Origin of the sequence: Flavobacterium sp. WC2409 (assembly GCF_041200085.1) — a bacterium.
Taxonomy (GTDB): domain Bacteria; phylum Bacteroidota; class Bacteroidia; order Flavobacteriales; family Flavobacteriaceae; genus Flavobacterium.
Genome location: NZ_CP165625.1, coordinates 280,813 through 293,907, shown reverse-complemented (window position 1 = coordinate 293,907; position 13,095 = coordinate 280,813). Strand labels below are relative to the sequence as shown.

The window sequence follows — 13,095 nt, the reverse complement described above, 5'->3', positions numbered from 1 at the left end:
ACAAAACATTATTTTTTTGGAATGAAATTTGCAAGGTCAAAATCAAAATTTTATGAAACGCTTTTTTGTGTATATTTGAACCAAAATTAGCATACAGGAATTCATAAATTAGATTTTAATAGCAATACCTTTTTTAAAGTATAAAAACACAAAAATTAAATTCTTTAATATATGAATAGTAATGATTACATAGATCTATATAGGCAATTACCATCTCTATCTATTGTACTGGATCTTAATTTCAATATAGTAACTGTGACGGATAGTTTTCTAAAATCTACTATGACCGAAAGGGAGAAAATTATAGATCAAAATATTTTTGATATATTTCCTGAAAACCCAAATGAAGAAAATCCTGAGTCCATTACCCATTTAAGAACATCCTTAAATAGCGTATTACAGAAAAAAATAGCTGACACAGTCGACTTTATAAAATATGACATCCAAATACCTACTGAAGAAGGCAGTCATTTTGAAGAACGCTACTGGAAAACAATAAACTCCCCAATTCTTGATTCCAACAACAATGTTACGCTTATAATGATTATTGTTGAAGATGTAACTAAAAAAAAGAAACTCGTTTCAAACAATAAAAAATTAAAAAAAAGCTTAAATCTACTTGCTGAATCGTATGAGTTTTCCGAAGAAATCATCGGGACTATTATGGAACCGATGCTAGTTCTTACGCAAGATTTTAAAATTAAATCTGCCAGTAAATCATTTTGCCAAAAATACACTATCGATAAAGAAAAAACCGAAGGAGTTTCATTGTTTGAAGTAAATAGCAAACAATGGGATTTTCCAGAATTTCGGAATCTTCTAACTACTATGCTTGCCAGCGGTAAAGACTTTCATAATGTAGAAATAACGCATGATTTTTCCTCTCTTGGAGAAAAAACAATTATACTTAGTGCGAATTATATTTTTCAAAAAATTCATGATGAAAAAATAATTCTATTAGCCATACAAGATGTTTCTGAAGTAAGACGACTCTCCATTAAACTTCAAGCTAAAGAAAAAAAAGAATTCGAAAAATTACTTGAGGTACAAAAGCAGGCATCTAAGGAGATTGAAGACAGTAATAAACGATTTAATATGATGGTGCTCCAATCCCCATTTGCAATAGCAATATTAAAAGGGAAAGATATGGTAGTCACCTTGGCCAACGACAGTATCAAAGAAATGTGGGGAAAAGGACAAAATGTAGAAGGCAAAAGATTCAATGATATTTTACCTGAACTTATAGACAAGGCCTTTCCTCTATTGCTCGAAAACGTTTTTAAAACAGGTAATCCTTTTTACGGAAACGAACTTCTTGCTCCTATAACGCATAATGGAATTATAAAAGACGCCTATTTTAATTTTGTTTACCAACCTTATTATGAAGCCGACGAAACAATATCAGGAGTTACAATAATTGCCTATGATGTGACTACTCAAGTTTTAGCAAAAAACGAACTAATTGAATCAAAAATTAATGCAGATTTAAAAACAAAAATTGCAGAAGAAGCGGTAAAATCAAAACAGCAATTTTTGTCAAATATGAGTCATGAGATAAGAACACCCATGAATGCTATTATCGGGTTTACTAATGTAGTACTAAAGACCCCTTTAGATAAATCCCAAAAAGAATACATCAATGCCATTAAAGAATCTGGTGATGCTCTACTTGTTTTAATTAATGACATCTTAGACATTGCTAAAGTAGATGCAGGCAAGATGATCTTTGACCATGTTCCTTTTAAATTATCCAAGTCTACTTCAACTATTCTTCTTCTTTTTGAACAAAAAATGAAGGAAAAAAATTTAGAATTGATCTATAAATGCGACTCTGCAATTCCTAAAGTTTTGATTGGTGATCCCATGCGTTTACGTCAGGTTATTTTAAATCTAATGAGTAATGCGATAAAATTTACTTCAAAAGGAAAAATAACTGTAAGTATCAAACTAGTAGATGAAGGTACCGAAAAAGTTACTCTTGAATTCTTAATAACAGATACTGGAATTGGAGTACCACAAGATAGACTAGCACATATTTTTAATAATTTTGAACAAGCAACTAAAGGCACTAGTACTTCCTATGGAGGAACAGGTTTAGGTCTTGCTATTGTGAAACAACTGGTAGAGTTACAAGGAGGATCAATTATCGCCCATAGTGAAGAAGGTAAAGGTTCAACTTTTGGGTTTATTATGAACTTTGAAAAATCTATTGAAATCAAAGAAGAACTAATAGAAGAAATTATTCCAATCCCAGTTATTAAATTTGAAGAGGCGATAACTAATAAAATAAAAGTCTTAGTGGTAGAAGACATGATCTTGAATCAACTTTTACTAAAAATAATACTATTGGATTTCGGATATGAAATTGAAGTCGCAGATAATGGCAAAATCGCAGTTGAAAAACTTCAAAACAATACGTACGATATTGTTTTGATGGATTTACAAATGCCAGAAATGAACGGATTTGAAGCTACAACTCATATTAGAGAAATACTAAAATCAAAAATACCAATTATTGCCTTAACTGCTGATGTCACTACTGCTGATGTCGAAAAATGCAAAGCAGTGGGCATGAATGATTATATTTCTAAACCTATTGACGAAATAGTATTATTCAATAAAATCAACAAACACATCTTCAATCAAAGCTAATTACAAAAAATAGTATCCTTTTATTTTTATAAAAACCTTTTAAGAACGGAAATAGAATTCTAGAATTCTATTTCCGTTCTTTGCAGTACAAAAAAATAAAAAATGAAAGCATTAACTTTTTCAACATTTGGCACTTCAGATGTTCTTGAATATATAGATATCCCTAGCCCTACATTAAAAGAAGAGGAGATTCTTGTGGAAATGCGTGCTATAGGAGTAAACTTCGCAGATGTTTACCGAAGAAAAGGGAATTATCATCTTGTAGGAAACCCTCCGTTTATAGCAGGATATGAAGGAGCAGGAGTTGTAGTAGACGCAAACGGAAGTGCTCATTTTAAAATTGGAGACCGAATCGCATTTGCTGACGTTCCGTATGCGAATGCCGAATTAGTAGCCGTACCTCTTGACCACGTCATTCCTTTACCAGAATCTATTTCTTTTGAAACCGCTACAACTGTACTTTTACAAGGCCTAACAGCACATTACTTAGCAACAGACAGTCATAAAACTCAAAAAGACGAAACAGTATTAATTCATGCTTCTGCGGGAGGAGTGGGACAATTTTTAACTCAAATAAGCAAACTTTTGGGTGCAACAGTTATTGGGTTAACCTCATCAAGTGAAAAAGCGACTGTTTCCTTAAAAAATGGAGCAGACAAAGCATTCTTGTATTCCGAAGACTGGAAAGAGCAGGTGCTGTCCTTTTATCCAAACGGAGTCGATGTGGTTTATGACAGTGTAGGCAGTACGTTAAGCGATAGTTTTGAAGTAACTAAAAATTGTGGACAAGTTGTTTTCTTTGGAATGGCGGGTGGAGATCCTGATTTTATCAATCCAAGAATGCTAATGGATACCTCCAAAACACTTACAGGTGGTGACTTATGGAGTTATTTAACCTCAAAAGAAGAACGAATTAAGAGAGCGCATCAATTGTTTAACTGGATTAGTATGAACCAAATTACAATTGCCAAACCAACCGTTTTTAAACTTTCTGAAGGAAAAAAAGCACACGATTATTTAGAAAGCAGAAAAAGTACTGGAAAAATAATTCTTGTTCCTTAAAAACAGAATACTACTAATTTTGGAACAAACCTCGACTTATTACTAATTCGAGGTTTTTTTATGCAGACTTTCCCCAATCATCAAAGCACACTTCTCCCCGTCAATGGCAGCTGATATTATTCCGCCCGCATAACCTGCTCCTTCTCCGCAAGGATACAATCCTTTTATTTGAAGGTGTTCATAGGAAATAGGATCTCTAGGAATACGAACTGGAGATGATGTTCTTGATTCAGGAGCATGTAAAATAGCTTCATTTGTTAAATACCCATGCATGGATTTCCCAAATTCAGAAAAACCTTCTCTTAATATTTGAGTTAAGAAGCCTGGGAAAACCTGCCCCATTTCTACCGATGTCGTTCCTGGTACGTAAGATGTTTTTGGAATATCAGATGATACTTTATTTTGTGTAAAATCAATCATGCGTTGTGCCGGTACTTTTTGGGTTTCACCTGCAAGATGCCAAGCCTTTTGTTCGATACTTTTTTGAAATTCCATTCCAGCCAAAGCGCCAAATTGAGCAAAAGGTTTGAAATCTTCTAATTTCAATTCGATGACAATCCCTGAATTGGCAGTTGCTTGATCTCTTTTTGATGGAGACCAACCATTGGTCACCACCTCACCAGGACTAGTAGCACAAGGTGCAATTACACCTCCCGGACACATACAAAAAGAATACATTCCTCTACCTCCTACCTGCTTTACAATACTATACGGTGCAGGCGGTAAAAGTACCCCACGATAATCACAACTGTATTGAATGCTATCAATTAAAGATTGTGGATGTTCCGCTCTTACGCCCAAGGCAAAAGGTTTTGCCTCAATAAATATTTTTTTTCTATCTAATAGTTCATAAATATCACGAGCGGAGTGCCCCGTGGCCAAAATTAATTTATTAGCCAAAATTGTATCTCCATTTTGAGTTACTATTCCTTCCACTTCATTATTCTTAACCAAAATATCAGTAACTCTGGTTTCAAATAAAACCTGACCACCACATTCAATAATTTTCTCTCGAATATCTTGAATAATTTGTGGCAATTTATTTGTTCCAATATGTGGATGTGCCTCTACTAAAATATCTGGTGTAGCACCATAAGCGACTAACAATTCTAAAATTCGGGTTACATCACCACGTTTTTTAGAACGGGTATATAATTTCCCATCTGAATAAGTCCCAGCTCCGCCTTCTCCAAAACAATAATTAGAATCTTCATTTACAATGTGGTCTACATTAATCGCTTTCAAATCACGACGACGACCACGAACCTCTTTTCCACGTTCGATTACGATTGGCTTCAAGCCCAATTCTATTAATTGCAAAGCCGCAAAAAGACCTGCAGGACCTGCTCCCACCACTAATACTTCTTGTGCGCTGGCAACATTTGGATAATAAGGAAGTTCCAATTTTAATTCCTGAAAAGGTTCCCCTTTCAAATAAACAGCCACTTTCAAGTTAATCTTTATTGCTTTTTGACGTGCATCAATAGAACGTTTTAAAATAACAACATGCTGAATTTCATTAACAGAAACTTTAATTTGTTTCGATAAATGGTCTTTTAGCAACGATTCATTCGCAGCAATTTCTGGAGTTACTTGTAAAAGGAGTTCTTGAGGCATTTTATCTTTTTTAATCATTGCATTACTGTTTCATTTTTTCGAAAAACAAAAACATTTGCAAAAATAGTATTTTGAAGTGGAATTAGTTGATTATTATAAAGTCCATTTTCAAAATAGAGCTGTACCTTTGCTACTTTGAAACTTTGAACCTTAAAAATAATGTCTAGAAAAATAAAAATGATATGGGATTTTCGTGGGCCTGCCGCTTCAAAAACGGCGGAACATCATGAAATACATCTTAAAGAATATATTGCAATTGAAAAATTACCTTTGAATATAACTGGCTTCGAAATCCGTAATGAAATGCACGCCATTGCTTTTATGGTAGTAACGGATGAACATATGACACAAGTTCGTGATGGTTTAAAACCGCATCGCGCTGAGATTTACGTCGAAAGTTAAAGTATTAGGTCTTAGGTCCTAAAGATAAAATTCAAACTTTAAGACCTTATAACTTTGAAACATTACTACTAATTAGCTACTTCGCTAATAAATTTGATGCGCATCAAGCGCAATTCATCAATATCATAGTCCCCTTCAAATTCTTTCAAGGCACCTTCTATATTGTCAGATTCTGATTCCATAAAATAATCATGAATTTCTTCTTGCTGCTCTTCATCAAGCATATCATCAACCCAATATTTAATATTTAGCTTCGTTCCTGAATAGACAATTTGTTCCATCTCCTTTATAAGCAGGTCCATTGTTAATCCTTTAGCCTTAGCAATATCATCTAGCGATAATTTTCTATCAATATTTTGAATGATATACAATTTATTAGCTGAATTTACTCCTGTAGATTTAACAACTAAATCATCAGGGCGAATAATTTCATTATCAGCCACATATCGATTGATTAGTTCGACAAAATCAGCACCGTATTTCTTAGCTTTACCTTCACCAACTCCATGAATATTAATCAATTCATTTAGAGAAATTGGATATTTCAAAGCCATATCTTCTAGCGAGGGATCTTGAAAAACTACAAATGGAGGAACCCCAATTTTCTTAGCTACTTTTTTTCTTAAGTCTTTCAACATTCCCATTAAAACTTCATCAACAGCACCAGTTGATTTTGAAGCTGTCACAATGGCTTCATCAGAGGTTTCATTATATTCATGATCTTCAGACATCATAAAAGAGCTTGGTTTTTTTATAAAACCCAAACCTTTGTCGGTTATTTTTACAATACCATACGTCTCAATATCTTTAGTCAAATATCCGGCAACAAGAACTTGCCTCAATAAAGCCATCCAATATTTTTCATCAAAAGCAATTCCAGTTCCAAAAAAAGGTTGAACATCAGTTCTATGGGCCTTAATCACAGCATTCACTCTTCCTATTAATGTAAAAACAATCTCTTTGGACTTGTATAAATGTTTGGTATCTCTTACTATTTCCAGTAGTTTCACTACTTGATTCTGGGCTTCAATTTTCACCTTCGGATTTCTGACATTGTCATCCATATCGGCTCCTTCTCCTGTTTCACTATCGAACTCTTCACCAAAATAATGAAGTAAAAATTTCCTTCTTGACATGGAAGTTTCAGCATAAGCCACTACTTCTTGCAATAAAGCGAATCCAATTTCTTGTTCAGCAACCGGCTTACCCGACATAAATTTTTCGAGTTTTTCTACATCCTTATAAGAATAGTAAGCTAGACAATGACCTTCACCTCCATCACGACCAGCACGTCCCGTTTCTTGATAATAACTCTCCAGTGACTTAGGAATATCGTGATGAATGACAAATCGAACATCGGGTTTATCAATTCCCATTCCAAAAGCGATTGTTGCAACCACTACATCAACATCTTCCATAAGGAACATATCTTGGTGTTTCGCACGGGTTTTCGCATCCAATCCAGCATGATAAGGAACAGCACTTATACCGTTTACTTGCAAAACTTCGGCAATAGCTTCTACTTTTTTACGGCTTAAGCAATAAATAATTCCCGATTTTCCTTTATGTTGTTTTATAAACCGAATAATATCAGATTCAATATTTTTTGTTTTTGTGCGTACTTCGTAGTATAAATTAGGTCTGTTGAAAGAAGCTTTAAAAGTTTTAGCATCGCACATGTCCAAGTTTTTAAGAATGTCTTCTTGGACTTTTGGAGTAGCAGTAGCGGTAAGTCCTATCACAGGAATATCACCCAACTGCTTTATAATATTTTTTAGATTTCTATATTCTGGTCTAAAGTCATGTCCCCACTCTGAGATACAATGGGCTTCATCAATAGCAACGAATGAAACAGTTACACTTTTAAGAAAATTTACATTTTCTTCTTTGGTCAAGGATTCTGGAGCTACATATAATAATTTAGTCAGTCCAGATGTAATATCTTTTTTAACTTGTGCTATCTCTGTTTTCGTAAGGGAAGAATTTAAAACATGGGCAATACCAACTTCCGAAGACAAACTTCTAATGGCATCCACTTGGTTTTTCATTAAAGCGATCAAAGGCGAAACAACAATTGCTGTTCCTTCTTGTGTTAAAGCGGGCAGTTGATAACAGAGTGATTTTCCGCCACCTGTTGGCATTATAACAAATGTATTTTGTTTGCTAAGCAAACTTTTTATCACCTGTTCTTGTAGTCCCTTAAATTGGCTGAAGCCAAAATATTTCTTTAATTCTTTATGGATGTCAATTTCGTTTGAATTCATTCTTTATTGTATGGTATTATGTGGTATTTTGTATAAATTTGCATTACATAAAGATACTAATTTCTTTTACACTTACAAATTTTAAACATTCTGTTTTGATATCTAAAGAAAATATATTGGCTACCGCCAAAAAAACCATATTAGCTGAGAGTAAAGCAATTACAAAATTAACTGATTATTTAGATGAAAATTTTTCAGACGCTACACAAGCAATCTACAATTCTAAAGGGCGATTGATCGTAACTGGAATAGGAAAAAGTGCTATCATAGCTCAAAAAATGGTAGCTACTTTCAATTCAACTGGTACCCCATCTATGTTCCTTCATGCTGCAGAAGCAATTCATGGAGACTTAGGAATGGTACAAAATGATGATATCATTATTTGTATCTCCAAAAGTGGAAATAGTCCCGAAATAAAAGTACTTGTTCCTTTATTAAAACGTTTTGGCAATACCTTAATCGCTATTACTGGTAATACAACCTCATTTCTTGCCAAAGGATCTGACTTTATTCTAAATACAACAGTAGAATCTGAAGCTTGTCCTATCAACTTGGCTCCTACTAGTAGTACAACTGCACAATTAGTGATGGGAGATGCTATGGCAGTATGCCTCATGGAAATACGTGACTTTAAAGCAGAAGATTTTGCTAAATACCATCCTGGTGGTGCATTAGGTAAAAAATTATTACTTAAAGTAAAAGACATGCTGGAACATACACTAAAACCGATGGTTAGTCCTGATACTCCAATAAAAAAAGTTATTTTTGAAATTTCAGAGAAGCGACTTGGAGTAACTGCCGTAGTAGAGAATGACAAAGTAATTGGAATAATCACTGACGGTGACATACGCAGAATGTTGAATGAAAGAGATACATTTGCTGATTTGACTGCAAAAGATATTATGACAAAAAACCCAAAATTAATACAATCCAATGATATGGTGGTAGACGCATTCAATATTTTAGAAGACTTCTCAATAACACAATTGGTTGTTGTTGATCAACAAGAATACAAGGGCGTTTTACATTTACACGACATTTTAAAAGAAGGAATAATATAATGGCAAAGAAAAACCAAAACGAAATGTCGTTTTTAGATCATCTTGAAGATTTAAGATGGTTATTAGTAAGAAGTACAGTCGCAATTATCATCATGGCATTTTTCACCTATTTCATAAGTGATTATTTGTTTGATGTAGTAATATTTGGACCAACAAGACCTTCTTTTTTTACCTATACTTTTTTCTGTGAATTATCGCATTCTATAGGTTTTGCAGATAGTATTTGCATCACCGAAATGCCATTTATCATTCAGAACACAGAAATGGAAGGGCAAGTTAATGTGTTCATATGGATTTGTATACTTGCGGGATTTATTTTAAGTTTCCCCTATATACTATGGGAAATATGGAAATTTATCAGTCCAGCACTTTATACAAATGAAAAGAAAAATGCTAAAATATTCATCTTCTTCTCTTCTTTACTTTTCTTTTTAGGAGTGCTATTTGGATATTTTGTTGTGATCCCTATGTCCGTGAATTTCGTTGCAACCTTTACCGTAAGTGATGTAGTAAAAAATCAATTTACACTAGATTCTTATATTGGAATGGTTAAAACATCCGTTTTAGCAAGTGGATTGTTTTTTGAATTACCTATAATCATCTATTTCTTGACTAAATTAGGACTTGTAACTCCTACTTTTTTAAGAACATATAGAAAATATGCAATTGTATTGGTACTAATCATTGCGGCCATTGTTACTCCTCCTGATGTGGTGAGTCAAACTATTGTTGCTATCCCGATGTTATTAATCTACGAAGCAAGTATCTGGATTTCAGTATTTGTTGTTAAAAATAAAAAAGACTAAAATGGCTGCTATAATAGAAGAATTCAATGAATACCGTTCTAAAATGAACGAAAAATTACTGGCTGACAATAATAAAATTGTAAAGCGAATATTCAACTTAGATACAAATGCTTATGCTGCTGGTGCGCTTGATGTAAAAACCAAAGAACTTTTAGGTCTTGTTGCTTCGGCTGTTTTACGTTGTGACGATTGCGTAAAATACCATTTAGAAACCAGTTATAAAGAAGGTGTGACCAAAGAAGAAATGATGGAAGCAATGGGAATTGCCACTTTAGTTGGTGGAACCATTGTTGTTCCACATTTGCGAAGAGCCTATGAATTTTGGGAAGCATTGGAAGAAGAGTCTAAATAACTGTTAACAGATTTATATATTGATTCGTTTATTCGTTTATTTGTACGATTAAACAAATCACCGATTAAACAAATAAACAAATCAATATGATTTTAAGAGCCGAAAATTTAATAAAAACGTACAAAGGAAGAAGTGTTGTAAAAGGCATTTCGGTTGAAGTAAATCAAGGAGAAATCGTAGGTTTACTAGGTCCCAATGGAGCTGGAAAAACGACCTCTTTTTACATGATTGTTGGCTTGGTTAAACCCAATTCAGGTAATATTTATTTGGATGACTTGAACATCACGGATTATCCCATGTACAAGAGAGCACAACAAGGAATTGGCTATTTGGCTCAAGAAGCATCTGTTTTTAGAAAACTAAGTATCGAAGACAATATCTTAAGTGTTTTACAACTGACTACGCTTTCAAAAGAAGAACAGGAAGCCAAAATGGAAAGCTTAATTTCTGAATTTAGCTTAGAGCACATTCGCACCAATCGGGGAGATTTACTGTCGGGAGGAGAACGTCGCCGTACTGAAATTGCGCGTTGTTTAGCAACCGACCCAAAATTCATTTTACTCGATGAACCTTTTGCTGGAGTTGACCCCGTTGCCGTAGAAGATATTCAGAGAATTGTAGCCCAGTTAAAAAATAAAAATATCGGAATTTTAATTACCGATCACAATGTTCAAGAAACATTAGCTATTACTGATAAAACCTATTTGATGTTCGAAGGAGGCATCTTAAAAGCGGGTATTCCAGAAGAATTAGTGGAAGACGAAATGGTACGTAGAGTATATCTAGGGCAGAATTTTGAATTACGTAAAAAGAAAATTGAGTTTTAATTCTTAAATAATATGAATCCAGAAGATAAACCAACTAAAGAAACGCTTAATAAATGGCACAAAGATCCTAAAAACTGGAAGTTAGGTGTGTTTTATTATAATAAGGAAGACAAAAGAATTTTACCACCAAAAAGAATGGCTTGGGTAGGATGGACAGTTAATTTTGCTAATAGCATTTCTGTAGCTCTTTTTGTAATTACCATTATTATTATAATCAGTCTGGCTTTATTTTCATCAAAATAACAACTTTAATTCAAAATTACTCAACAGTAATAAACCGAAGCTGCTGTAAATCACCATTATATATATTGACATCAATATTTCCTTTTATGCCAGTTATTGAAGCTTTCTCTGTAAATTGCCAAAATAACCAATCGGAATCAATTTCCTCTCTGTAAAAATTATAATTGGCTATCCAAAATAGATAATCACCAAACTCTTCTTTTAAAAAATCTTCATAATATTTCTCTCCAGTATAAATAATTGGTTTCACTTTATAATGTTGCTCAACTCTTTTCAACCAACGTTTCAAACCTATTTTAAGTCGGCTCAGTGATTGATTTTTAGGCAATTTTTCAATATCCAAAACTGGAGGTAAGTCTCCTTTTTTTAAAGAAACCGTTTTTATAAAAAGATCGGCTTGTTCAAGTGAATTTTCGTTTGGACGATAATAATGGTAAGCACCACGGATGAACTTATTTTTTTTGGCGCCAAGCCAATTCTCTTCAAAACCTTTATCCAATCTATCGCTACCAACAGTTGCTCGAATAAAAACAAAATGAATTGGATATTTATTTTCTAAAGAATCCATCTTTTCCCAATTGATATCACCCTGATATTCAGAAACATCCAACCCTACAACCTTACCCTCACTTTTCTCTAAAACTTGAAAATTTCGAACATCTGAAATTCGCTTTTCCTCTGCTTCTAATTGTGACGCATGATTCGATTTAAAGCTAAAATAATAGGCCAAACCATCTCGATAATGATAGGCAATTGTAAAAACAAAAAGAATAACAAATAGCCCTATAGAAAATCGTAAAAGGCGTCCAGAAAAAACGGAGGAACGCTTCTTGGACTTACGAATTACAGTTGTTTTTCTTTGTCTAACGATTTTTTTTCTCATCTAATTTAAAGATGTTACTCACTACAGATAATAGAACATACCCTATGATAATCAAAGGAATTCCTGAAAATTGAAAGAAGATCAACAACAAAAAAGAAAGAAACAAAAAGACAATTTGAAGTGCATTATCTTTAAGATTGAATTTTTTAATTTTTAAAGAAAATAAAGGAATCTCAGCATTCAAAATAGAAGCACTAAAAAGTGTAATGGCCAATAAAACCCATTGATTAGTCAAAAACTCAAGTACAAGTAGAGAATCTGAATATTTTAATACTAGAGGCAAACTCAAAATAAATAAGGCATTTGCAGGAGTTGGTAGACCAATAAAAGAATTCGTCTGACGGGTATCTAAATTAAATACCGCCAATCGATAACAGGATCCCAAGGTGATAATAAATCCCAAGAAAGGCATCCAAGGATTTGATGAAATTTCGTGCTGGCTATTAGTCAGTAAAAAATACATAATATACCCTGGCACAACACCACTAGTTACCATATCCGCTAATGAATCCAATTGCAAACCCAAAGGGCCGGACACTTTAAATAATCGAGCAAAAAAACCATCAAAAAAATCAAAAAAGATCCCAAGGCAAACCATATAAAAAGCCATTTCAAAATCCTTTTCAGACACAAAGACAATAGCAATACAGCCACAGAATAGGTTTAGCAAAGTAATACTGTTTGGAATGTGTTTCTTAATATTCATTGTAATTGTATTTTATAATCTAAGGGGACAAATTTACTATAATAAGTGAATGCAGCGTTAGTTTTTAAAAGAGATTGTTAACAGCCTTTTCGACTTTATCATTTATTTAAGCAATGAGAGAAATAAGCTCGCTAAAAAATTATATTTTTGATGAAATTTAAACAAGCATCCGTTTTGTTAAAAATAAAAAGATTCAAAAAATATCAATTTATTATTCTTC

Annotated in this window: 12 protein-coding genes; 8 read left to right on the top strand and 4 right to left on the bottom strand. The window is 33.4% G+C overall.

Going from position 1 to position 13,095, the window contains the following annotated elements; genetic code table 11:
* The first annotated feature begins 171 nt into the window (after positions 1-171).
* Both AB3G34_RS01275 and AB3G34_RS01270 read left to right on the top strand, forming a co-directional pair.
* Complete coding sequence (locus tag AB3G34_RS01275; protein ID WP_369753215.1) at positions 172-2,652, top strand: ATP-binding protein; 2,481 nt, start codon at positions 172-174, stop codon at positions 2,650-2,652.
* Between the two features lie 102 nt (positions 2,653-2,754).
* Positions 2,755-3,714 (top strand): quinone oxidoreductase, encoded by a 960-nt coding sequence (locus tag AB3G34_RS01270; RefSeq protein ID WP_369753214.1) that lies wholly within the window; start codon positions 2,755-2,757, stop codon positions 3,712-3,714.
* Positions 3,715-3,756: 42 nt separating this feature from the next.
* Here AB3G34_RS01270 and AB3G34_RS01265 read toward each other — a convergent pair whose 3' ends face one another.
* Positions 3,757-5,331, bottom strand: coding sequence for an NAD(P)/FAD-dependent oxidoreductase (locus AB3G34_RS01265; protein ID WP_369754070.1), 1,575 nt, complete (start codon positions 5,329-5,331; stop codon positions 3,757-3,759).
* Between the two features lie 159 nt (positions 5,332-5,490).
* On the opposite strand from AB3G34_RS01265, the gene AB3G34_RS01260 reads away from it, so the two are divergent.
* Positions 5,491-5,733: a hypothetical protein gene (locus AB3G34_RS01260; RefSeq protein WP_367773764.1), complete on the top strand. Its 243-nt coding sequence runs from the start codon at positions 5,491-5,493 to the stop codon at positions 5,731-5,733.
* A gap of 68 nt (positions 5,734-5,801) precedes the next feature.
* Here AB3G34_RS01260 and AB3G34_RS01255 read toward each other — a convergent pair whose 3' ends face one another.
* On the bottom strand, positions 5,802-7,997 hold the full coding sequence (locus AB3G34_RS01255) for a RecQ family ATP-dependent DNA helicase (RefSeq protein ID WP_369753213.1): 2,196 nt from the start codon (positions 7,995-7,997) through the stop codon (positions 5,802-5,804).
* A 95-nt stretch (positions 7,998-8,092) separates the two neighbouring features.
* Between AB3G34_RS01255 and AB3G34_RS01250 the strand changes: the two genes are divergently transcribed.
* The 5 genes from AB3G34_RS01250 (at position 8,093) to AB3G34_RS01230 (ending at position 11,286) form a co-directional block, all read left to right on the top strand.
* The gene (locus AB3G34_RS01250; RefSeq protein WP_367773759.1) at positions 8,093-9,058 is read left to right on the top strand and encodes an SIS domain-containing protein; all 966 of its coding nucleotides are present in this window, start codon (positions 8,093-8,095) and stop codon (positions 9,056-9,058) included.
* Positions 9,058-9,864, top strand: a complete 807-nt coding sequence (gene tatC, locus AB3G34_RS01245; RefSeq protein ID WP_367773757.1) for a twin-arginine translocase subunit TatC — start codon at positions 9,058-9,060, stop codon at positions 9,862-9,864. The genes AB3G34_RS01250 and tatC overlap by 1 nt, the downstream gene beginning before the upstream one ends.
* Position 9,865: 1 nt before the next feature.
* Positions 9,866-10,216 carry a carboxymuconolactone decarboxylase family protein gene (locus AB3G34_RS01240; RefSeq protein ID WP_367773754.1) on the top strand — a complete coding sequence of 117 codons (351 nt, stop codon included), beginning with the start codon at positions 9,866-9,868 and terminating at the stop codon, positions 10,214-10,216.
* 86 nt (positions 10,217-10,302) lie between these two features.
* Positions 10,303-11,043, top strand: a complete 741-nt coding sequence (gene lptB / locus AB3G34_RS01235) for an LPS export ABC transporter ATP-binding protein (RefSeq protein WP_367773752.1) — start codon at positions 10,303-10,305, stop codon at positions 11,041-11,043.
* Between the two features lie 12 nt (positions 11,044-11,055).
* Positions 11,056-11,286 (top strand): DUF5808 domain-containing protein, encoded by a 231-nt coding sequence (locus tag AB3G34_RS01230; RefSeq protein ID WP_369753212.1) that lies wholly within the window; start codon positions 11,056-11,058, stop codon positions 11,284-11,286.
* A gap of 16 nt (positions 11,287-11,302) precedes the next feature.
* Here the strand turns inward: AB3G34_RS01230 and AB3G34_RS01225 are convergent, their stop codons facing one another.
* Entirely contained in the window at positions 11,303-12,169 is an 867-nt protein-coding gene (locus AB3G34_RS01225; protein WP_369753211.1) for a glycoside hydrolase family 25 protein, read from the bottom strand.
* On the bottom strand, positions 12,150-12,875 hold the full coding sequence (locus tag AB3G34_RS01220; protein WP_369753210.1) for a phosphatidylcholine/phosphatidylserine synthase: 726 nt from the start codon (positions 12,873-12,875) through the stop codon (positions 12,150-12,152). The genes AB3G34_RS01225 and AB3G34_RS01220 overlap by 20 nt, the downstream gene beginning before the upstream one ends.
* Positions 12,876-13,095: the final 220 nt, after the last annotated feature.